The following is a 20,920-nucleotide window of genomic DNA, read 5'->3' as shown; positions in this document are numbered from 1 at the left end:
TTCGCGGGGGTGTTGCTTGAACCGGCACGCAGCCGGTCCGATTCGAGCATGACCGACCGTAGACAGCGGCAGAAGAGGTCATGCGGGGGACATCTGGATGCCCTCTTCGGTCCACGGAAAGTTTGCTGGTGCAATACTGGCGACGTGACTGCTGCTGAAGATCGTCCGCTGTGGGCCATCCGGATGCGCTCGGAACGCGATGCGCGTGGGTGGTCACAGGCGGACGCCGTACGCGCCCTGCGCGCCAAGTCGTCCCATAATCTCCCCACCGACAGCACACTTCTACGCAATTGGCGGCGTTGGGAATCGGGCGAATCACGACCCGACGACTTCTACGCTCCCCTCATCGCGGCCGCATTCGATTCGGTGGCCGCAGCCTTCTTCCCGAAAGCCCGGCCGAGTCGCGACGACGAATTGCTCACCGCCACCGGAATGGACACGCTCGAATTCATGGGACGGCTACGGATGTCCGATATTTCGACCGCGACCCTGGACGCGGTCCGGATCACCGCGCAGCGTCTGTGCTGTGACTACGCCTCTACCGACCCGCATGAACTCCACCTGGAGGCGACGGGCTGGCTGCGCCGGATCGCCGCGCTGCTCGACAGCCGGCTCACCCTGGCCCAGCACAAAGAGGTCCTGGAGCTGGCCGGATGGGTAGCGCTGCTGCTCGGCTGTCTCGAATACGATCTCGGTCGACGAAGCAGCGCCGAGGCCACCCGGCGGGCGGCCCGCTCGCTGGGCCAGGAGGCCGGGCATTGCGAGATCATCGGCTGGAGTTCGGAACTGGCGGCCTGGTTCGCCCTCACCCAGGGCAACCATCGCGGTGTCATCCAGGCGGCCGAGGCGGTCCCGCCCGAATGCGCGGCCAGCGGGGTCGGGGTACAACTGGCCGCCCAGCGTGCCAAAGCCTGGGCGCGGCTGGGTGATCGCGCGGCGGTGGACGCGGCGCTGGCAGAGGGCCGCGCCCTGCTGGACCGGCTGGGACATCCCGACGATCTCGAGAACCATTTCGTGGTCGACCCCCAGAAATTCGATTTCTACGCCATGGACTGTTGCCGTGTCGTCGGCGACGATACGAACGCAGAGATGTACGCCCAGGCGGTACTGGCCGATTCGCTCACCCTGGACGGTTCGGTGCGCAACCCTATGCGGGTTGCCGAAGCTCGGCTGACGCTGGCCGTGGTGGCCGCCCGCGGGCGTGACCTGGAGTTGGCGGTCGAGGAAGGGCGGCTGGCGTTCCAGGCGAAACGGCGGTCTCTGCCCTCGCTGCTGTGTATCGGCAGCGAGGTGGCCCACGAACTGGTCGAGAGCTTTCCGGGTGACCCGCGGACCCGCGCTTTCCTGGACGAGCTCAGGTCGCTGTCAGGAGTCTGAGAACCACCGGTCGTCCGGGGTTCGGCACCGAGCCCCGGACGACGCCGACCTCCCGTCAGCGATGTGCGGCGTCCGGCACCCGCGGCGGGCATGGTGTCCCGGGCAGGGTCTGTAACTCGAAGTGCCAATACTCGTTCTCGAAGGTCCGGCACAAACCCCAGCGGTTGCCGTTGGCCTCCAGCCAGGCGGCCCCCTCACGGGGTGCGATATCCACGGCCTTGCCGGTGACATGGGTGGATTCCTCCGGAGGCAGCACCCAGCGCCGCGTTTCCTCCGGAGTCCCGTAGGTGCGCAGCCCGTCCTCCCACATCGCCCGCTGCTCCTCGGGCGCCCGGTAGCCGGAATTGATCGACATCGGCACTCCCTGCGCGTGCGCCTCCTGCTCTGCCATGGTGTAGGCCAGAGCCAGGAGCGGGTCGAGGCCCTCGGTTCCCGCCGCCGCGACCTCGGTGAGCGGCGCGACCGGGAATCCGGGCGCGGCGGTGGCGGGCACTGTGCCCAATACCAGTCCGGCGGCCGCGGCGGCCAGGATCGCGGCCGTCGCACGGGTGCGGCGGGGCAGAGCCCACGCAGGATCGATCATGCCGACGATCCTATCGGCGCCGACCTACCGTCTCCGAAGGAACCGGTTCTGAGCTGCACAAATGTGACCCGGAAGCCATAGACCCGTCACCTGCCGCGCGCCGGTTCGCGGCCTGCCCGGTCAGTGCTCCGACCGCAACTTCGCGAAGGTCTCCATCAGCACATGGCTGAGGTTGATCACCACCAGGCCCGCGCCCGAATCGAATGCCGCGGCCTCTGCTGTTCGTCCTTGCCGCCGTCGCGGAAATCAGTGGGGCATGGCTGGTCTGGCAGGGCGTGCGCGAACACCGCGGCCGGGCGTGGATCGGCACCGGTGTCATCGCACTCGGCATCTACGGTTTCGCCGCGACCCTGCAGCCCGATGCCGACTTCGGGCGCATCCTGGCGGCCTACGGTGGAGTGTTCGTCGCCGGATCACTGTTATGGGGCATGGCCCTGGACGGTTTTCGGCCTGACCGCTGGGATATCACCCGGACGGTCATCTGCCTGATCGGCGTCGCGGTCATCATGTACGCGCCACGGCCGGCCTGACCGAGAGCGAAGAGCACCGGCCCGCGATCTGCCCCGCCCGGCTCACGTTCAGATGGTTGGGCCTGTCTCTCACAAGTGTCGGAAAGAAACCGGAGTGCGCCCGACTCGGTCAGTGCAGCAGCCCCGACATAGCTGCGTACGGCAGCGACGGATTTGCCGCCGCTGCTTCCACCACCTGCCAGTCGCCGTCACTGAGCAGTTCGGCGATGACCGAGGGTGGTAGGGCCGGATGGCGGGCGGCCAACGGCCTGGCGTCCGGGTCGGTCAGGCACACGAGCAATGCGGTGGATGTCGCATTGCGGTGCCGAGCGATCTCGCGGAGCGCCTTGCGCACCGGCGGCCGGAAATCGGCCAGACTCTCCAGCAGAGCCGACGTGGCATCGGGATTGGCCGCCACTTTCGCTATCACCCGGACACCGTGTCGCGCGACCGTCGTTCGCAACTGATCTTCGGAAAGCCCCGGGTGCGGTGCGATGGATTTGACGACCTTGGCATCGGGGTCGCGGGCCAGAGTGTCGCGGATCGCGTCGGGCAGGTCCCGGCGTTGGGCGAGGAGCATTCGCACGGTCGGGTTCGGTGAGGCTGCCAACTCCTCGACTTCGGCGGAAGTGGCGGAGGCGATCCGCGGCAGCAGCGTCGAGCCGATCCGGGTGGCCTCGGCGAGGTGGGGCAGGAATTCGAGCGGCAGACCCGGATGGTGCGCCAACCGACGCTGGACCTCATGTCCGGTGTCGCCGGCCAGAGTGTGGATCACACTCTCCTCGATCGCGGGATTGTCCGCGAGCGTTGCGCGGATCCACGGGACGGAATCCCTGGCGAGCCGCGCGTAAACCGATGCGGGCAGGTCGATACGGGTCGCGAGTTCGTGACGTAGCAGCATCGAGGGGTGGTCGACGAAGTCCACAACAGCCGCGACCGGGGTGGCCGGGTTCCGCAGAGCCATCTGCTCGATCTGGCGGACGGTGGATTCATGAGCGCCGGAGCAGGCCGCGCCCGGTGGCAGAGTACAGCCGGGTCGGGCGCAGTGGGGATCGTGGACGAACGGAGTCTCTTCCCGGTCGCAGACCGAACAGGACCGGGCCGGCGGCCACCCCTGGCCGGTGAGCAGCGCGGCCAGCACGGTGGGCGGCGCTGTCTCGTTGGCTGCCAGCGCGCGGCGTACCTCGGCATGTGGGTGTTCGGAAAGATCGGTGGCGACATCCGCCGTCGTCCACAGGGCGAGCTCCGCGGCAACCCGGACCTCGGGGGCGGAAGCGAGCGTTCGCGTTACGTCATCCGGCAGGCCGACGCAGGCCGCCAGCTTCTCCCTGTGCTCCTCGAGTGGGTCGGTGGCGAGCAGACGCGCCCACTCCGGTCGGCCCGAGCCCTGTTCCAGCATGGCGAGCGCGACGCGCGGGCGGGCCGTCGGATCGATGTCATCGGTGGTGAGCCGCCCATCACAAACGAGCCGTACGGCGGCTGGGTCGAAACGGGCGAGTGCGACCACCAGCGCGGGAGTCAGGTCCGCTCGGCACGCCAACACCTCGGCGAGGTCCGCATCCGCGCCCGCAACGAGCCGATCGACCAGTTCGGATGGTAGCGACGGGTTCTCGGCCAGGCCGAGGAGAGCATGCTGCACAAGAAGATTCTGTCTGAGCAGAGCTCGTCGCCGTCTTGCGCCGACCCTCCCGACACACCGACTCGCATGACGTCCCTCAGTCGAGACAGAACTCGTCCCACGTGGCGACCCCTCCGGGGCCATCGGTCCACCATAAGCGCACGTCCGGTCACCGAGAAGACTATCGCTGTGGAGCCGGTGGCCACGATGAACGCACCTTCTCTACGGATCCGGCGCCGAGCCGGTCCAGCAGCGGTTCCAGAAAATCTACGCGGACAGCGATGAGTCCGACGGCGGTGCTCCGTCCTATCCGTTGAACGCGCTACCAACCCGGCGCGACCGACCAGAAGGACAGAAAATGACCACCATCGACCCAACCGCCGACTTCTCCGAGGACCGCGCCTACCGTCCCGGCAAGGTCCGCAACCGCGTTCTCTGGACTCTGCAGATCCTGCTCGGCCTGTTCTTCATCATCGCCTCCGGCGGGCCCAAGCTCGTTATACCCAACACCTTGACCGACAACGCCCCGGAAAACCTGACCATCCCCCTCGGGCTGCTCATCTTCATCGGAGTTGTCGAGGTCGCGGGCGGTATCGGCCTGATGGTGCCACGGCTCAGCGCCCTTGCTGCCGCGGGTCTGTCCGTTCTCACCGTGCTCGCCGCCGGGACGCAGGCTTTCATCGCCGACAAGCCCTCGATGGCGATCTTCCCACTGGTACTCGCCGCGATCTTCGCCTGGATCGCCTACGAGCGCCGCGCAACGATCACCGATCTGCGCAACTCGCTCACGCGATGACAAATCCATGAGCACGCCAGGCGATCGGTGGCCCACCCACCGATCGCCTGGGGTGCGTTCTCGCATCGATCGCTCGTCGGGTTGGCAGCGATCGATCCAGCGGCCACCTGGTCGGCGGCGCCCGGACCGCGCCGCCCCAGGTGGCCGTCGTTGTATCCGATCCCCTCCCCGCTCGGCTGCCACTCCCCTGGCGGCTACTTGTTGCGGCCCTGGTCATGCTCGGTGTGCCGTTGCGCCGCGGCTCGCCGTTTCCGCTCGGCGGCCGGTTCACGTTCAGGGGCCGGACTTACACGCGGCAGAGGAAGGATTCGTCGACGCCGTTCCGGGCCTACGATGAGCCGGCCGGCGCGTCCATCTGGGACTCCTCGAAGAGCGTGCGGTCTGGGCCTGGGCCACGATCTAGACTCCGCATCATGACCGGTGATCTCGGATTCCGCTGTTCGTGCTGTTCGACCTTCGCTCGCTGCTCATGAGTGCCGCGCGCGTGCCACTGTCCCCTCGAACGCCGGAAAGCCTGAGCCGCCGGGCCCGGTACTTCGTCGAAACCCACGGGATGCGTCTGCCCTGCCGGGATCTCCGCCCCTACCGGGACGTATGGCTCGACAACGGGATACCCGCTGCGGAGATCGACCGGGCCGTGGCCTTCCAAGAAGTCTGGGGCGGCCTCGCCCTGCCCCCTGCCCCCGCGTACGAGGGCGGCCCGCGTGTTCTCGAAGCCGATGCCCCCGAGACCCTGGTCACGGACGGGTGGCACTTTCCGGCCGGCGACTGCCGCGTATCCATGGCCTACGGATTCATGATCGGGCCCGGAGGCGAATTCGGAATCGACGCCGACCACTGGACACCCCTGCACGCCGGCACGCAGGGATGGGTAGAAGCCCTGGCACTGGCCCACCACGCCGGCCACTGGGCCCGGACCGTCACGAAGATCAAGGGTGACGCCGTCGAAGAAGTGAATCTCGACGGATTCGAGCCCGTACCCGAGGTTCAGGGACTCGCCGACACCTGGTGGCGGGGCAAGGACTCACTCATCGCCATCTACCGCGGGGAAGCTGTCGGCCTGGCCGCGCCTCACTGCCGGGAGGCTCATATCTACGGCGGACTCGACGCGTGGGGCCTCGGCGGCCACTGACTCGTGGAGACCCGGGGCCACGTCGTCGGAATTCGCCGATACAAGAATTTCCCGATCCCGGCCGACGTCGACATCCACCGATGAGTGACGTCACAGTTGGCGGATAGACCATCCTCAGTTCATGAAGAGAGGAGCATAGGGCTCACCCTCAGGTGTGAAAATGAGGGTGACGTCCTTGCCTACGTCAACGGCCACCTCCCGCAAACGCGCCGATACCTGTGCCTCCTGAGGAAGCTGGAGTTCAAGGACCGCGGCCGCATTGTCCCGGCGGGCCACAAGATCTGGTATGTCGGCCAGATACTCGGCTGCGAGCTCCCGACTTTCCTCCGGTGTGAACATTTGGCAGTCACGCCACCATGGAACTACCAATAGGAGCCGCAGAAGTTCAGGCAGGCCGATCGCGATCAGCGCCGCTCCGCCTTCGGAATCTGCGTAAAGGACGGGACGCTCCTCGCCGCCTTCACCACAGAAGAAGAAGGTCCCCCCAGCACCGTCGCCTGCAAGGCCCTCCAGCGCGTCGCCCGAGGCCAGATGGACAGCCTCACTGTGATCGCCTCGGTCCAGGTCGGAGTCGGCCGGCCAGGCCAGGAAAACGGGCAGCCGCTTCCCGTTCGCGGACTGCAGTGATCGACGAGTACATGCGCAGCACCCTAAGGCCACTCACTGACAAGTGCCTTCGGCACTCGTTGGTCTCCCCTGCCCTGAGGGTAGGGCTACTCCGGTAGTTCGGAGAAGGCATCTGCCTCAGCCGGAGTCGGCTGCCCACCGCTGTGAGTCGTCCCCGGACCTGCCCGGCCATCGCCTGCAGCCATGCCTCGTGGTTCGCATCGTCGTGGGCGATACGCCGATCCCCATCCCCCTTCCAGGTTATACACGATCCGGGGCCCTCATGCGGATTCGGATTCTGGTCCATAATCGCCGACGAACACCGGAACCTACAGGTCAGGAGCAACGAAATGGGTTACGTGCTGAGCTTCCAGGAGATCGACCGGACACAGGTCGCGGTCGTCGGCGGCAAGGGCGCGAACCTCGGAGAGCTGTCGCGAATCGACGGCACCCGGGTCCCGGACGGCTTCTGTGTGACGACGGCCGCCTTCCGGCGGGTCATGGCCGAAGTGCCCTCGATCGCGGAGCGGCTCGATCGGTTGTCATCGGTCGAACCGGATGACCGGGAATCGATTCGCGTGCTCAGCGCGGAAATCCGGCGCGTGATCGAAGAGGCCGTCATTCCCGGCGAAGTGGCGGCGGAGATCACCGGCGCACTCGGTCGGCTCGGTGCGGACGAGGCCTGTGCCGTGCGATCCAGTGCGACCGCCGAGGATCTGCCGACCGCCTCTTTCGCCGGTCAGCAGGACACCTATCTGAACGTCGCCGGAGCGGCCGCGGTGCTTCGGCACGTCGGCCGGTGCTGGGGTTCGCTGTTCACCGAGCGAGCCGTCACCTACCGCCTGCGCAACGGCTTCGACCACCGGAAAGTACAGATGGCGGTGGTTGTGCAGCGGATGGTGTTTCCACAGGCGTCCGGGATCATGGTCACTGCCGACCCCATCACCTCGAACCGGAAGATCATTTCCGTGGACGCCGGCTTCGGTCTCGGCGAGGCCCTGGTCTCCGGTCTGGTGAACGCCGATGTCTACAGGGTGCGCGACGGCGAGATCACCGACCGGACCGTCCCCACCAAACGGGTCGCCGTCGCACCCGCACCGGCGGGGGGCACACGCATCGAGGAGATCGAGGACGAATGGCAGAACCGGCAGGTACTGACCGATGCGCAGATCGTGGACCTCGCGGCCCTGGGCCGCCGTATCGAGGCGCACTTCGGTAGCCCACAGGATATCGAATGGTGTCTGGTCGACGAGGGGTTCCGCATAGTGCAGAGCCGGCCGATCACCACCTTGTTCCCTGTTCCCGAGGCCGCCGACGACGGGAACCGCGTCTACGTCTCCGTCGGCCACCAGCAGATGATGACCGACCCGATGAAACCGCTGGGAATCTCGATGTGGCAGCTGACCAGCCGGGCACCCATGCGACATGCGGGCGGCCGGCTGTTCATCGATGTCACCGAACGGCTGTCGTCGCCGACGGCCCGGGAGAGCATGATCGAGGCGCTCGGTAAATCCGATCCGCTCATCGGGGACGCGTTGCGGACCGTCGTCGAACGGGACGAGTTCGCCCGGACGGCCGCGGCAGCCGGACCTGTCGCCGTACCGGCCGCCGGCACCCCCGATCCGATCGAGAACGATCCCGCGATCGTCACCGAACTCATCGCGGACAACCGGGCCTCGGTCGAAACCCTGCAGCGCGATATCGGAACCAGATCCGGACCGGAACTACTCGACTTCATCCAGGAAGATATCGGGGAGATGCAGCGGCTCCTGTTCGACCCGCGCAGCTACCGCGCGATCACGGCGAGTATGGACGCCGCCTTCTGGCTCGACGACCACCTCCGGGAGTGGCTGGGCGAGAAGAACAACGCGGCCGATACGCTCGCACAATCGGTTCCGCACAATGTCACCTCGGAGATGGGCCTGGCGCTGCTGGACGTGGCCGACGTGATCCGCCCGTACCCGGAGGTGGTGACCTTTCTGCGGCGCGTCGAGGACACGGGTCGTGAGGACCGGAGCTTTCTGGACGAGCTGGTGGAGGTGCCGGGCGGACGCGAGGCACGGGCCGCCATCGAGGCCTATCTCGACGAATACGGTATGCGCTGCGCCGGCGAGATCGACCTCACGCGGCCGCGCTGGAGCGAACGCCCGGCCGCACTCGTGCCGACGATTCTGGGGAATATCAAAAACTTCGAACCGGGCGCGGCCGCGCGGCACTTCGAGGACGGCCGGCACGAAGCCCGACAGAAAAAAGAGGAGCTGCTGACACGTTTGCGCGCGCGGCCGGACGGGGAACGGAAGGCCGAGGAGACCGCGCGGATGATCGAGCAGCTTCGCGCCTTCTCGGGATATCGGGAGTACCCGAAGTACGGCATGGTCAGCCGCTACTTCGTCTACAAGCAGGCCCTGTTGCGCGAGGCCGAGCGTCTCGTGGGGGTCCAGGTGCTGCGCCGGCTCGACGACATCTTCTACCTGACCTTCGACGAGTTGTCTCGGCTCGTGCGCACACAGCAGTCCTGTGACCAGCTCATCCGCGAGCGAAGGGACGCCTTCCGCTCCTACCGGGCGCTGATACCGCCCCGGGTGCTCACCTCCGACGGCGAGACGTTCGCCGGAGCGTATCGGCGCACAGATCTACCGGCCGGGGCGCTGGCCGCAATGCCGGTATCCAGCGGGACCGTAGAGGGACGGGCCAGGGTGGTGTCGGATATGGCGCGAGCCGATCTCGAACCGGGCGACATACTGGTCACCGCCTACACCGATCCGAGCTGGACGCCTTTGTTCGTGGCGATCAAGGGTCTGGTCACGGAGGTGGGTGGACTGATGACCCACGGCGCGGTGATCGCCCGGGAGTACGGGTTGCCCGCCGTTGTCGGCGTGGAGCATGCCACCCGGTTGATCCGCGACGGGCAGCGGATCCGTGTGAACGGAACGGACGGGTACGTCGAGATCGTGTCGCAGGAGGCCGAGTGAGATAGCCACTGCGCGAGGGGTGCCCGCCGGCGACCGGTCTCACCAGCAGTGCTACATCCAGCAGACCCCGACAAACCGAGCACCGTCCCTGGGAGCACGGCGGGGCCCGGGACGGCGGCTGGGTGGCCCGAGCCCGGTGTGTGCCATCTCTGGACACCGGCGAGCTCAATGATTCCTTAATCTCGGCCAGTAGCGTGACCGGTCGTGCGTTCCCGTGCCATCACCATGTTCATCGCCGCGTCCGGCCTGCTCCTCATCGGAGCAGGCGCCCTGTTCGCCTACTGCGACGCACCCGAGGGGACCGTGACGGCGGCACGTTCACCGGCGCGGGCGGGCGATGCCGGCGGCGGTGTCGCCGCCGTCCGCGCGACCTTGCAGCAGACGACTCTGCCGCTGGCGTTGCTCGATGGTGGTGTCGGACAGCTCACCGACGGTGGCCACCGACTCGACGACGGTGCCCACCAGCTCGCAGACGGCCTTCGGCAGGCCCGAGACGGTGGTCAGCAGCTCGCCGACGGACTCGGGCAGCTCGAGGACGGTGTGGTCTTGCTCGGCGACGGCGCGACCCAGGTCAGTGACGGAGTCGAGGAACTGGTGGACCGGCTGTCCGGGCTCGGCGAGATCCAGGGGGAGGTGACCGCCCAGCTGCGGACTGTCGCAGAGACTCTCGCTGCCGCACCGGATCCGGCGTCACAGCACGCTGGCGACCGGGTGCGCGCGCTCGTCGAACTCTCGGAAACCCAGGGACTGGGGCGCGCTTCCCTCGACCAACTCGCCCAGCTGCGCGACGGCGCACGGCAACTCGCCTACGAACTCACCGATCCGAACGCCGAGTTCGTCGCGGGCACTTCGCAGGCTGCCAACGGGTCCCGTCAGCTCCGCGACGGCCTTGTCCTACTCGACGACGGCGGTCAGGAGTTGACCGACGGTACGGGACAACTTCTCGACGGTGTCGCGCCGGTGTCCGGAGTCGTCGACGGGATCGCCCACAACGTGCGGTCGGCGACGGACGCGATATCCAGTACCACAGTCGTGCAGGAGGAACCGACAGCGGCGCCCGGCGATCGTCAGTGGTGGCCTTACACGGTGGTCGCGCTCGGCGCGGCGATCCTCGCCGCGGGCACCGTGCGCCTGGATCTGCGATGACCACCCGATCGGCTCCATCCTGGCTGCTACTCGACCACCCGCAGGCCGCCGATACCCGATTTCGGGAGGTGTTCTATCTCGACGTGGAAGTCATTATTGGCGGCGCCGCAGCCGCCGATACGCCGCACGGCCTCATCCACGATTCGATTCTCGTCGTCCAGGTACATGACCAATCCGAAAGCGGGGACCCGTACCAGGTACGACGAACCGACGGGAAGAACGGTCAAGCGATAGGTGGGGCCGCGTCGCCGCGCGCTCTCGACGCTCCGGGGGTACACGGGCAGACCGACGGGGGGCGGCCACCCGGGCTGGTGCGTGCCCGTGGAGAGCCCCTCCCCGCTATCCGCGTGATCATGTCTCATTAGTCTCCCTGGATCGTCTGAAAAGACATACCATCAACGCGGCGATTCTATGCCCGAGAAGCCGTTGCGGGAAGTCTGAAAGGACAGATGCGATCATGGAGCTCGTGAGCGGCACGGATGACCGATTCCGCGTGCAAGTGGCGGACGCGATACGGCATGCCCGGGACCGGCGCCGCCTGTCCCAGCGAGACCTGGCGGTCGCCGTCGGCGTCCAACTCCGCCAGATCGGACGGTACGAGACCGGCGAACAGGCACCCAGCCTGGAGATAGCGGTCAAGCTCGCCCGGGTACTGCAGGTGCCGATCGCCGAGATAGCGGGCATGACCCCGGGCGGAATCGATCTGTCCGGTCAGTGGTGGGCAGCATGGGAAACGCAGCACAACGGCGCGAGCCGGGTCGAGGTACACGCACTGTCGGTCACGCAGCAGGGCGAGATCCTGAGCCTGGGCGCTCGCGGACCGGATGCCGGGAAAGACGGTTCTTTCCATTGGCTGGGCGAGGTCCGGATCTGGGACGGTGAATCCCTGGTGGGCTGGTACCGCGCGAGCGACGGACCCTTCGGTTCCAAGGGCACCATCTACTTCGCCCTCCATCCGGACGGGCGCATTGCTTGGGGCGGCTGGTGGGGCCAGTCCTTCGACGGGCCGATGAACCGCGGCTGGGGCGCCATGGCCCGCGACGAGGAGCAGGTCGTGCGCGTCATCGACAAGCTCGTCGAAACCGATGGATCCTGGTCTCCTTGAGCCATTCGCTGCCGCGCCGGCCTCACGGCCCCGCTGGGCTCGACAGGCCGGGCGACGCTACCCGCGACGACGCCCGGACTCGACGCCCCGCACGCGTCAGACGCGCTCTTTGGACCGGGTCCGCACCCGCAGCGCGATCGGCTTCTGGGTTTCGGCGAAGAAATCGTTGCCCTTGTCGTCCACCACGATGAACGCGGGGAAATCCTCGACCTCGATCTTCCAGACTGCTTCCATACCCAGTTCCTGGTATTCCAGGACCTCCACCGATTTGATGCAGTCCAGAGCGAGCCGGGCGGCGGGGCCACCGATGGAGCCGAGGTAGAAACCGCCGTGTTCCTTGCACGCCTTGGTGACCTGGGCGGAGCGGTTGCCCTTGGCCAGCATCACGAACGAGCCGCCCGCCGCCTGGAACTGGTCGACGTAGGAATCCATCCGACCGGCGGTCGTGGGGCCGAAGGAGCCCGAGGCGTAGCCGTCGGGGGTTTTGGCCGGTCCGGCGTAGTAGACAGCCATATCACGCAGGTACTGCGGCATCTCCTCCCCCGCGTCCAGGCGTTCCTTGATCTTGGCGTGCGCGATATCGCGGGCCACGACCAGTGAACCCGATAGCGAGAGCCGGGTCTTCACCGGGTATTTCGACAGTTCGGCGCGGATCTCGTCCATCGGCCGGTTCAGATCGACCTTCACCACATCGCCACCGAGGATCGCGTCGGTCTGCTCGGGCAGATACTGCGCGGGTTCACGCTCGAGCTGCTCCAGGAACACACCCTCCGGGGTGATCTTCGCCTGCGCCTGCCGGTCGGCCGAGCAGGAGACCGCGAGCGCCACCGGGCAACTGGCACCGTGCCGGGGCAGCCGCACCACGCGGACATCGTGGCAGAAGTACTTACCGCCGAACTGGGCGCCGATCCCGAAGGACTGGGTCAGCTTGAACACTTCCTGCTCGAGTTCGAGGTCGCGGAAGGCGTGCCCGGTCATCGAACCCTCGGTGGGCAGATTGTCCAGGTAGTGCGCGGAGGCGTATTTGGCGGTCTTGAGTGCGAATTCGGCGCTGGTGCCACCGATCACCACGGCGAGGTGGTACGGCGGGCAGGCCGCGGTGCCCAGCGAACGGATCTTCTCGTCCAGGAACTCGAGCATCCGGGTGGGATTCAGGATCGCCTTGGTCTCCTGATACAGGAACGATTTGTTGGCCGAACCCCCGCCCTTGGCCATGTACAGAAATTTGTAGGAGGGCTTCGCGGGATCGCCGGGCGCGGAATACAGCTCGACCTGAGCGGGGAGATTGGACCCGGTGTTCTTCTCGTCCCACATGGTGACGGGCGCGAGCTGGGAGTAGCGCAGGTTCAATTTCGTGTAGGCGTCGAAAACGCCGCGGCTGATCCATTCGGCATCGTCGACACCGGTGAGCACACCCTCGGATTTCTTACCCATCACGATGGCGGTACCGGTGTCCTGGCACATGGGCAGGATGCCGCCGGCGGAGATGTTGACGTTCTTCAGCAGATCCAGCGCGACGAACCGGTCGTTACCACTGGCCTCCGGGTCGTCGATGATCCGCCGCAACTGGGCCAGATGCGCGGGCCGCAGATAGTGGCTGATGTCGTGCATCGCCTCGGCGGTCAGCATCCGCAGCACTTCCGGGTCTACCTGGAGGAAGGTCCGGCCGCCGGATTCGAAGGTGCTGACGCCCTCGGTGGTGAGCAGCCGGTACGGGGTGTCGTCGGCGCCGATCGGGAGCAGGTCTGAATAACGGAACTCGGGCGCGGTCACCGATCGCACTCCTTTGGAAGTGGGCTGCTGGTCTAACAGGGCGCAGCCGCGGAGAACGGCCACTGCGCCGGGGTCGAGCACAGCGAGCCTAGCGGCCGACCCCCGCACCACCTGGAGTTAGGCGAACCTAAATCGTAACCCGCCGGGTCCGCTGATAGGCGGAGTTACCGACACCAGCACCACACGGACCATCGCCCCGCAAGCACTGAATCCGACTCCGGCCACCACGATCGGCAGGCCGATGTCAGGTCGTACCACCGCGAAACAGCTGGAAAGTCGATACCGGCGCACCTGTCCGCTCACTGTCGGACAAGGCGCGGAGCCAGTGGTCCTGAACCGCGCGCGCCAGGCCTGTGCCCACTCCGATGGCCGCGGCGGTCTCGACCACATGCCCGGCACCGGCCGCCATCATCCGCAGATGACCGATATCACGCCATCCGTCGGTGTCGGCGGCCATGGCGGCGACACCGGCGTACAACTCCGTCATATCGCCCATCGACTGTTGTGCGAAGGGCAGGAACCGCTCGATCGGTTCGCCCGAACGCTCGATCATGGCCAGTGCTTGTTCGAACGCGAGCAGTCCGGACAGGAACAGCGTGAGGACTGCCTGGTAATAGAGTTGCGCCAGCCCGACATCCGCGCCCAGGTATTCGGGCCGGCCGAGGGGGCGGAGCACCTCGGTACAGGCGTCGAACACCTCGCGTTCGCCGCTGTAGAAGATGAAGGCGTCCGCACCTCCGACGCCCGCGGCATCGGCCATCACTCCACCGGCGAGGAACCGGCCGCCTCGCGCATGGACCCACCGCGCCGCCGTACGTGTCTCTTCCGGCGAATCCGAGGAGAGGTTGACTATCGCCTTGCCCGGCAGGTGATCGCCGGCAGCCCCGAGGACGTCATACATCGCGGCGTATTCGGTCAGGCTGACCAGGATCACTTCGCCGGCGTCGAGAGCCTCGGCGACCGTATCCACAGGGACAGCGCCGTGCTCGGTCATGGCGTGCGCTTTCTCCGGACTGCGGTTCCACACGGTGACCACGGTGCCCGAAGCGCGCAATGTCTCGACCATCGCCCGACCCATCGGCCCGAGTCCGATAACGGTCACCGAACCGGCTGCTGGATTCATGCTCATGCTTCCTTCCGGGGTTCGCGTCCGCCGGCGGCGCGGGCAGCCGGTGCCAGGAGCTCGATCAAGGCGGTGATGCTCTGGTCGCCTCGGCCTTCGGCCACTGCCCGGCCCAGCAGCTCGTGGATCGGATCGTGCCACGTCATATCGACACCTGCCTCCGCACCGAGTTGCTCGTCGTAGGGAATCGCGTCGTGGAACAACGCGATCGACGAACCCAGCCGGGTGAAGTCCCGGTCGTCGATCTCTCCGGCCATGAGCGGTAGCAGAGATTCGATCATCTGTAGCCACTTGACGGAGTAGGACACCATCGACCGCGCCGGGATCCCACGCGCCGCCAGTAATGCCGCCCCTTCGAAGAACCCGAGCAGTGTGGGAAGCAGAGTCGCACCGACAGCCGACTCGTAGAGGGCAGCCAGATCCGGGTCCTCGCCCAGATGGACGAGATCACCGCCGAGAGCCCGCAATACCCCCTCATGGTTGTCGAAGACGGCTCGCTCACCGCCGAAATACAGCAGTGTGTCCGGCTTTCCGACGGCCGCGGGCACATTCTTGATCGCACCGGCGAGGAACCGAGCCCCGCAGTCCCGCGCCCACGCCGCGAATTCCCGCGCATCGGCGGGCGTGCCACTGTTGAGGGTGATCAAGGTGCGCCCGGCCAGCTGGGACTCCGCGCCCGTCAAACTTTCCCGTGCGGCTCGGAATGTGGTCGTACAACTGATGATCAGCGAGCCCGCGGCAAGGGCATCGGCGATGGCGAGCCGATGGTCGGCACCCGCGGTCACCAGCGGGGCCGCTCGGTGCGGGGTGCGATTCCATACGGTGGTCGGGTGCCCGGCCGCGAGAAAGGCCTCGGCCAGAGCACGACCCATCGACCCGGTGCCGAGCACGGTCACCGGAATCGGCCGGTCGGCCGATGAGCCTCCCGTATGCGCTGTTCGGGGCGGTTCTGCGGTCGTGTTCACAGTGATCGAGTGTCGGCGCGGCCGGTGGAGCCCACAAGTACGCACTTTTCAGTGCGATAACTCACCTGTAGGTAAGCGAACTGCTCGCGAAGCCGGCGGGTGGTCGGATGACCGCAATCACTGCGTCGAGGCGTCGGCCCCCAGTCGTCGCTCGAAACCCGCGGGAATCACGATGTCGGACCGGTCCAGCTCGGTGACACCGGTCTTGCGCAGCCCGAGCAGCGCGGAATCGATACCGCCACGCAGGATGTCCAGCACGTTCTCCACGCCGGCCTGCCCGTTCGCTGCCAGACCCCACAGATAGGCGCGGCCGATCATGACCGCCCGCGCGCCGAGTGCCACGGCCTTGACCACATCGCCTCCGCGGCGGATACCGCCGTCGAGCAGGATCTCGATCTCGTGTCCCACCGCGTCGGCGACCACCGGGAGGGCGCGGATGGAGGCCGGGGTGCCGTCGAGGTTGTTACCACCGTGATTGGACACCGATATCGCGGCCACGCCGGCGTCGACCGCGCGCCGCGCGTCGTCCACCCGCATCACACCCTTGAGCATCACCGGGCCGTCCCACTGCGCACAGACCCAGGCCACATCGGTCCAGTCCGGCGGCGTGGTACCCATCCATTCACCGTAGGCGCCGAAGAAACCCGGGGCCGGCGCCTCGCCCAGCGCCATATTGGGCGCGGTGAGATCGGGCAGTGAGCCCGACTTCAGATAGGTGGTCAGCCAGCGCGGTTTGGCGATCACCTGGGGCGCGAAACTCGCCATCGTCTTGAGATCCAGTTTCTCCGGGATCGACGGGCTGCCCCAGTCGCGACCGTGCGAGAACGACCAGTCGAGGGTGAGGATCAGGCCTACCGCACCCGCGGCCTTCGCGCGCGCCATCCGTCCGGCGATATCGTCCTTGCTCCCGCACCAATAGAGCTGGAAGAACGTGGCAGGGTTGGCTGCGACGACTTCCTCCACCGGTTTACTGGCGAACGAGGAGAGCCCCATCGCGGTCCCGCGGGCCGCGGCGGCGCGGGCCACGGCGACCTCACCCTCGGGATGGACGGCCTGGACGCCGGTCGGCGAGATGATCACCGGCATCGAGATCTGCTGACCCAGCACCGTGGTCGACTGGTCGCGCTCGCCGATGGGTCCGGCCACGTGCGGGGCGAAACCGAGCTCGCCGAAGGCGGCCTGGTTGTCGTCGATGGTCAGGCCGCGTTCCGAGCCGGCGACCAACGCGCCGTACACCGATTTCGGCAGCCGTTTCTTCGCGCGCCGATGCGCTTCGGCGACGGTTTCGAACCACGGATTCATAGTCGGATCCTTTCCACTGGTTCCGGCCACCACTGCCGGATCTGTTCGTACAACTGGGAGACGAGCCGTTCGAGCAACTCAGCGCCCTCGGCGGCGGTCGCGCCGCTGGGATCGCCGAGCACCCCGTTGGCGCTCACCGCCGCGACACCTCCGGCCCGCAACAGGGGCAGGATCTCGGCGAGCCGCCGCGTATCACCGGGTTCGGCGCGCTCGAGGCGCACCCGCCCCGGCGTGAGGTGCAACTGCAGCGCGGTCTCGGCCCGTCCGGCATGCGCGTCGCTGTCGTGGCGCGGCAGGAACAGCCGGATATCGCGGGATTCGCCACGTAGCGAGGTCACCGCGCGGCGCAAGGCCTCGATATTGCCGCCGTGTCCGTTCACCAGCACGATCCGTTCGAAGGTATCGGTCGCCGAACGGCACAGTTCGACGATCAGTAGTTCCAGTGCGGCCTGCCCGATCGACAGCGTGCCGGGAAATCCGGCATGCTCACCGCTCGCGCCGTAGGCGATCGCGGGCGCGACGAGCACTCGGGGACACCGCGCGGCCACCCCGGCGCAAAGGGCACCGGCGAGGTCGGTATCGGTGGACAGCGGCAGATGCGGGCCGTGCTGCTCGGTCGCACCCACCGGCACCACCAGCACCGGTGCGGTCGCGCGCAGCGCGCCCACCTCGGGCGATGTGAGGTCCGCCACCATCATGGGCCGAGATTATCGTCAGTGACTGACATAATCAAGCGCCCGCGCCCGCACGACTGCTCCCGCCGCGCGGTGTTCGGGGGTACCGGCCCCGAACTTCACGGTCGCAGCGCACTATTTACCCGTGACGGGACAGCATCCCCGCGGCCGGCCGCGGGGCACCACCAAACGCGAGCTCGAACTGATCGCGATGCGGTTGTTCAGTGAGCAGGGATTCGACGAGACCACCGTCGAGCAGATCGCCGCCGCCGCCGGGATCAGCGGCCGCACCTTCTTCCGCTATTTCCCCGGCAAGGCGGAAGTGCTCTGGTATTCGTTCGACGACGAGGTCACCGCGCTACGGGCCGCGTTCGGCACAGTGCCCGATGCCGAGCCCATGATGGCAGCCGTCCGGCGGGTGGTGGTGAACGCCAATCGGTATCGCGCCGAGGACGTGCCCGAGCTGCGGATGCGGATGAAACTGGTGGCCACCGTCCCAGCGCTGGCCGCCACGGCCGGCACCCACTACGACGCCTGGGAGCGGGCGGTGGGCGAGTTCGCCGCCGGACGACTGGGGGAACCGGCGGATTCACTCCTGCCGATGGCGGTCGGGCGCACCACGCTGGCCGCCGCCCGGGCCGCGTTCGACGCATGGCTCGCCCGGGCGGACGCGGATCTCACCGTGTACCTGGACCGCGCGCTCGCGGCGCTCGAGCACGGTTTCCCGACCCCCGCCGCGACCCCGGTCACACCGGCGCGATAAAACCGGACCCGCAGGTTTCGCCAGTATGTGTGCGTGGGTATGACTAGGCTCGGTATCGGCACGACCGCCGGAAAATCTATGATGTACCCGACCGCCGTCGAAAGGGGCACAAGTTACATGTCCGAGGTGTCCATGGGCCTTTCGGCGGACTCGTTGGCTGCGGGACCCGTAGACAATCTGCTCCCGCAGCTGGTCGAACATCTGCGCCAGAACCGCACCGCGCTCCGCGAGGAGTGGGCCCGACGGATCACCGAGGCGCGCCTGCTGACGGCGATGACGCCCGAGGAGGTCTTCTCCGAGGCGACGTCGGTCTACGACAACTACGTCGAGGTTCTGGAAACCGGTAGCGTCGAGGCGCTGCAGGCCTACGCCCGCGACCTCTCCGAGCGCATCATTCCGCGTGGAGTGGAGACCGACGAGGTCCTCGGCATGGTGCTGCTGCTGCGCGATGTGCTGGCGCGCTCGCTGTTCGAGAAGTACCAGTCCAATTTCGAGTTACTCAACGCAGTGCTCGACGCCTACGAACCGGCGGCCAACCGGATCGCCAATACGGTGGGCGTCTCCTTCGTCCAGGAACGCGAGCGGGTCATCCGGCAACAGCAGGAAGCCATCCGGGAGCTGTCCACCCCGGTCCTCCAGGTACGCGAACAATTGCTGATCCTGCCGATAATCGGCGTACTCGACAGTCAGCGCGCCCGCCAGCTCACCGAGCAACTGCTGCGCGCCATCCGGAACAACCGTGCCAAGGTGGTCGTCATCGATATCACCGGTGTGCCCGATATAGACTCCACGGTGGCCAACCACCTGGTTCAGACGGTGGACGCGTCGGGGCTGATGGGCGCCAGCGTCATCATGACCGGACTGTCCTCGGAGATCGCCTTGACACTGGTCACCATCGGGTTGGACCTGTCGAAGATGAACGCGGTCGGCGATCTGCAGGGCGGTATCGAGGAAGCGGAGCGGTTACTGGGCTATGAAGTGTCCAGAGTGACCGAGCGCAGCGAACGCGATTCGCGCTGACCCGGAACCCACTATGCCAGTACCGATACTCAAACAGGGCACATATCTGATCGCGTCCGTGCAGTCGGCGCTGACCGATGCCGATACCGAGCGACTGCAGGACGACCTGATGAAGCAGGTCAGTAAATACCGCGCGCAGGGCATCATCGTCGACGTGACAGCCATCGACGTGATGGATTCCTTCGCGGCCAGATCATTGCGCACCATCGCGCATATGACCCAGCTGCGCGGCGCGGAGACCGTCATCGTGGGCCTACAGCCCGAGGTCGCTTTCGCGATGGTGCAACTCGGCCTCACCTTCGAGGACATGCACACCGCGTTGGACCTCGAGGAGGGCTTGGCCTGGCTCAACCGCAAGGCTTCGGCGCGGCGCCAGCACCGAGATGGTCGTGACAGTGCCCGCTGAACAGGTGGTTATCGCGGTGAAGATGTCGAACGACATCGTGACCGCGCGCCAGGCCGGACGTGAGCTGGCCGAGGAACTCGGCTTCACCCTCACCGACCGGACCATGATCTCCACGGCGATCTCGGAGGTCGCCCGGAATATCACGAGTTATGCCGGGAGCGGCGAGATCCGGTTGCAGGTCGACGAACGCGACGGCCGACGCGCTCTGGTGGTCCAGGCCAAGGATCAGGGGCCCGGGATCATCGATATCGCCCGGGCGATGGAAGACGGCTATTCGACCGGCCTGGGGCTGGGCCTCGGTCTCCCCGGTGCCAAACGGCTGATGGACGGTATGGCCATCGAATCCGCGCCCGGTGCAGGCACGTTGGTGGAGATGTGGAAGTGGGTACCCCACGGTGCATGAGGACGGGTACATCGGCCGGATCGAATGGGCGATGGCCGGCCGCCCCCTCCCTGGACAGGATGTATCCGGGGATCGCTGCCTCGTTCTGGATACCGGTACCGGCACCGTATTGTTCGCGGTACTCGACGGTCTCGGCCACGGTGCGGCGGCGGCCGCCGCCGTGGACCGCGCGACGCGGGTGCTCGCCGAGAACCGCACCGAACCGCTGGACGCGCTGATGATGCTGTGTCACCGGGCCATGTCCGATACACGTGGTGCCGCGGTCACCCTGGTTTTGTTCGGCGCGGAGGAAACGCAGTGGCTCAGTGTCGGCAATGTCGAATCGCATCTTCTCACCGCGGGCCCCGCCGGTCCGCAGATCAGCGCGACCGTTCTGCAGAGCGGCGGGATCGTGGGATATCGGTTGCCGTCGACGTTGCAGCCGCAGACCGTACCGGTCCGGCCGGGCGATCTGCTGCTGATGTCCACCGACGGGGTGGAGGCCGAACCGGGCCAGGGTGTGGATCTCGCGAAGTCGACCGCGGAGATCGTGGCGGAGTTGCTGAATCGGCACGCCAAGGACTCCGACGACGCCCTGGTGCTCGCGGCCCGGGTGCGCGGCGCGTCGAACGGAGCCGCTCAGCGAGACGTGTCGTGATCCGGCGAGG

The 20,920-nt window shown here is 67.0% G+C and carries 21 protein-coding genes; 12 read left to right on the top strand and 9 right to left on the bottom strand.

Features of this window, described 5'->3' with window-relative positions:
- Nucleotides 1-144: 144 nt before the first annotated feature.
- The gene (locus OG405_RS06865) at nucleotides 145-1,377 is read left to right on the top strand and encodes an XRE family transcriptional regulator (protein WP_327150776.1); all 1,233 of its coding nucleotides are present in this window, start codon (nucleotides 145-147) and stop codon (nucleotides 1,375-1,377) included.
- Nucleotides 1,378-1,432: 55 nt separating this feature from the next.
- Here the strand turns inward: OG405_RS06865 and OG405_RS06860 are convergent, their stop codons facing one another.
- Nucleotides 1,433-1,960 (bottom strand): M15 family metallopeptidase, encoded by a 528-nt coding sequence (locus tag OG405_RS06860; RefSeq protein ID WP_327150775.1) that lies wholly within the window; start codon nucleotides 1,958-1,960, stop codon nucleotides 1,433-1,435.
- 203 nt (nucleotides 1,961-2,163) lie between these two features.
- Here OG405_RS06860 and OG405_RS06855 point away from each other — a divergent pair, with 203 nt between their 5' ends.
- Nucleotides 2,164-2,490 (top strand): YnfA family protein, encoded by a 327-nt coding sequence (locus OG405_RS06855; protein WP_327150774.1) that lies wholly within the window; start codon nucleotides 2,164-2,166, stop codon nucleotides 2,488-2,490.
- A gap of 109 nt (nucleotides 2,491-2,599) precedes the next feature.
- Here the strand turns inward: OG405_RS06855 and OG405_RS06850 are convergent, their stop codons facing one another.
- Nucleotides 2,600-4,108, bottom strand: coding sequence for a hypothetical protein (locus OG405_RS06850; protein ID WP_327150773.1), 1,509 nt, complete (start codon nucleotides 4,106-4,108; stop codon nucleotides 2,600-2,602).
- Between the two features lie 337 nt (nucleotides 4,109-4,445).
- Between OG405_RS06850 and OG405_RS06845 the strand changes: the two genes are divergently transcribed.
- Nucleotides 4,446-4,883, top strand: coding sequence for a DoxX family protein (locus OG405_RS06845; RefSeq protein WP_327150772.1), 438 nt, complete (start codon nucleotides 4,446-4,448; stop codon nucleotides 4,881-4,883).
- Between the two features lie 469 nt (nucleotides 4,884-5,352).
- Nucleotides 5,353-6,015 (top strand): hypothetical protein, encoded by a 663-nt coding sequence (locus OG405_RS06840; protein ID WP_327150771.1) that lies wholly within the window; start codon nucleotides 5,353-5,355, stop codon nucleotides 6,013-6,015.
- A gap of 114 nt (nucleotides 6,016-6,129) precedes the next feature.
- Here the strand turns inward: OG405_RS06840 and OG405_RS06835 are convergent, their stop codons facing one another.
- Nucleotides 6,130-6,354 (bottom strand): hypothetical protein, encoded by a 225-nt coding sequence (locus OG405_RS06835; RefSeq protein WP_327150770.1) that lies wholly within the window; start codon nucleotides 6,352-6,354, stop codon nucleotides 6,130-6,132.
- 617 nt (nucleotides 6,355-6,971) lie between these two features.
- On the opposite strand from OG405_RS06835, the gene rph reads away from it, so the two are divergent.
- Nucleotides 6,972-9,593, top strand: a complete 2,622-nt coding sequence (rph, locus tag OG405_RS06830) for a rifamycin-inactivating phosphotransferase (RefSeq protein WP_327150769.1) — start codon at nucleotides 6,972-6,974, stop codon at nucleotides 9,591-9,593.
- A gap of 204 nt (nucleotides 9,594-9,797) precedes the next feature.
- Entirely contained in the window at nucleotides 9,798-10,739 is a 942-nt protein-coding gene (locus tag OG405_RS06825; protein WP_327150768.1) for a hypothetical protein, read from the top strand.
- A 26-nt stretch (nucleotides 10,740-10,765) separates the two neighbouring features.
- On the opposite strand, the gene OG405_RS06820 is transcribed toward OG405_RS06825, so the two are convergent.
- Nucleotides 10,766-10,906 (bottom strand): hypothetical protein, encoded by a 141-nt coding sequence (locus OG405_RS06820; protein WP_327150767.1) that lies wholly within the window; start codon nucleotides 10,904-10,906, stop codon nucleotides 10,766-10,768.
- Nucleotides 10,907-11,205: 299 nt separating this feature from the next.
- Between OG405_RS06820 and OG405_RS06815 the strand changes: the two genes are divergently transcribed.
- Entirely contained in the window at nucleotides 11,206-11,844 is a 639-nt protein-coding gene (locus tag OG405_RS06815; protein ID WP_327150766.1) for a helix-turn-helix transcriptional regulator, read from the top strand.
- A 96-nt stretch (nucleotides 11,845-11,940) separates the two neighbouring features.
- Here the strand turns inward: OG405_RS06815 and OG405_RS06810 are convergent, their stop codons facing one another.
- The 5 genes from OG405_RS06810 to mftE form a co-directional block, all read right to left on the bottom strand.
- Nucleotides 11,941-13,617, bottom strand: a complete 1,677-nt coding sequence (locus OG405_RS06810; protein WP_327150765.1) for a fumarate hydratase — start codon at nucleotides 13,615-13,617, stop codon at nucleotides 11,941-11,943.
- Nucleotides 13,618-13,861: 244 nt separating this feature from the next.
- Nucleotides 13,862-14,740: an NAD(P)-dependent oxidoreductase gene (locus tag OG405_RS06805; protein ID WP_327150764.1), complete on the bottom strand. Its 879-nt coding sequence runs from the start codon at nucleotides 14,738-14,740 to the stop codon at nucleotides 13,862-13,864.
- A gap of 2 nt (nucleotides 14,741-14,742) precedes the next feature.
- Nucleotides 14,743-15,705 (bottom strand): NAD(P)-dependent oxidoreductase, encoded by a 963-nt coding sequence (locus tag OG405_RS06800; RefSeq protein WP_327150763.1) that lies wholly within the window; start codon nucleotides 15,703-15,705, stop codon nucleotides 14,743-14,745.
- 117 nt (nucleotides 15,706-15,822) lie between these two features.
- Complete coding sequence (mftD, locus tag OG405_RS06795; RefSeq protein ID WP_327150762.1) at nucleotides 15,823-17,007, bottom strand: pre-mycofactocin synthase MftD; 1,185 nt, start codon at nucleotides 17,005-17,007, stop codon at nucleotides 15,823-15,825.
- Nucleotides 17,004-17,702, bottom strand: coding sequence for a mycofactocin biosynthesis peptidyl-dipeptidase MftE (gene mftE, locus OG405_RS06790; RefSeq protein ID WP_327152251.1), 699 nt, complete (start codon nucleotides 17,700-17,702; stop codon nucleotides 17,004-17,006). Before mftE ends, mftD begins: the two co-directional genes overlap by 4 nt.
- 124 nt (nucleotides 17,703-17,826) lie before the next feature.
- Between mftE and mftR the strand changes: the two genes are divergently transcribed.
- From mftR to OG405_RS06765, 5 genes are all read left to right on the top strand, one after another.
- The gene (gene mftR / locus OG405_RS06785; protein ID WP_327150761.1) at nucleotides 17,827-18,444 is read left to right on the top strand and encodes a mycofactocin system transcriptional regulator; all 618 of its coding nucleotides are present in this window, start codon (nucleotides 17,827-17,829) and stop codon (nucleotides 18,442-18,444) included.
- Nucleotides 18,445-18,561: 117 nt separating this feature from the next.
- The gene (locus OG405_RS06780; protein WP_030521382.1) at nucleotides 18,562-19,464 is read left to right on the top strand and encodes an STAS domain-containing protein; all 903 of its coding nucleotides are present in this window, start codon (nucleotides 18,562-18,564) and stop codon (nucleotides 19,462-19,464) included.
- Between the two features lie 13 nt (nucleotides 19,465-19,477).
- Nucleotides 19,478-19,870: an STAS domain-containing protein gene (locus tag OG405_RS06775; RefSeq protein WP_327150760.1), complete on the top strand. Its 393-nt coding sequence runs from the start codon at nucleotides 19,478-19,480 to the stop codon at nucleotides 19,868-19,870.
- On the top strand, nucleotides 19,848-20,273 hold the full coding sequence (locus OG405_RS06770; RefSeq protein ID WP_327150759.1) for an anti-sigma regulatory factor: 426 nt from the start codon (nucleotides 19,848-19,850) through the stop codon (nucleotides 20,271-20,273). The genes OG405_RS06775 and OG405_RS06770 overlap by 23 nt, the downstream gene beginning before the upstream one ends.
- Nucleotides 20,266-20,910 carry a SpoIIE family protein phosphatase gene (locus OG405_RS06765; RefSeq protein WP_327150758.1) on the top strand — a complete coding sequence of 215 codons (645 nt, stop codon included), beginning with the start codon at nucleotides 20,266-20,268 and terminating at the stop codon, nucleotides 20,908-20,910. Before OG405_RS06770 ends, OG405_RS06765 begins: the two co-directional genes overlap by 8 nt.
- Nucleotides 20,911-20,920 lie beyond the last annotated feature (10 nt).

The sequence above is a fragment of the Nocardia sp. NBC_01329 genome (assembly GCF_035956715.1).
In the GTDB taxonomy this organism is placed as follows: Bacteria; Actinomycetota; Actinomycetes; order Mycobacteriales; family Mycobacteriaceae; genus Nocardia.
Note: the sequence above shows the minus strand (reverse complement) of the source record. Positions and strands in the feature narration are given on the sequence as shown.

Bases quoted from the DNA above. Each gene is read 5' to 3' on its own strand.
- OG405_RS06860 (WP_327150775.1), bottom strand. From the start codon at position 1,960: ATGATCGATCCTGCGTGGGCTCTGCCCCGCCGCACCCGTGCGACGGCC.
- OG405_RS06855 (WP_327150774.1), top strand. From the start codon at position 2,164: ATGCCGCGGCCTCTGCTGTTCGTCCTTGCCGCCGTCGCGGAAATCAGT.
- OG405_RS06845 (WP_327150772.1), top strand. From the start codon at position 4,446: ATGACCACCATCGACCCAACCGCCGACTTCTCCGAGGACCGCGCCTAC.
- OG405_RS06840 (WP_327150771.1), top strand. From the start codon at position 5,353: ATGAGTGCCGCGCGCGTGCCACTGTCCCCTCGAACGCCGGAAAGCCTG.
- OG405_RS06835 (WP_327150770.1), bottom strand. From the start codon at position 6,354: ATGTTCACACCGGAGGAAAGTCGGGAGCTCGCAGCCGAGTATCTGGCC.
- rph (WP_327150769.1), top strand. From the start codon at position 6,972: ATGGGTTACGTGCTGAGCTTCCAGGAGATCGACCGGACACAGGTCGCG.
- OG405_RS06820 (WP_327150767.1), bottom strand. From the start codon at position 10,906: ATGTACCTGGACGACGAGAATCGAATCGTGGATGAGGCCGTGCGGCGT.
- OG405_RS06805 (WP_327150764.1), bottom strand. From the start codon at position 14,740: ATGAATCCAGCAGCCGGTTCGGTGACCGTTATCGGACTCGGGCCGATG.
- mftD (WP_327150762.1), bottom strand. From the start codon at position 17,007: ATGAATCCGTGGTTCGAAACCGTCGCCGAAGCGCATCGGCGCGCGAAG.
- mftE (WP_327152251.1), bottom strand. From the start codon at position 17,702: ATGGTGGCGGACCTCACATCGCCCGAGGTGGGCGCGCTGCGCGCGACC.
- OG405_RS06780 (WP_030521382.1), top strand. From the start codon at position 18,562: ATGTCCGAGGTGTCCATGGGCCTTTCGGCGGACTCGTTGGCTGCGGGA.
- OG405_RS06775 (WP_327150760.1), top strand. From the start codon at position 19,478: ATGCCAGTACCGATACTCAAACAGGGCACATATCTGATCGCGTCCGTG.
- OG405_RS06770 (WP_327150759.1), top strand. From the start codon at position 19,848: ATGGTCGTGACAGTGCCCGCTGAACAGGTGGTTATCGCGGTGAAGATG.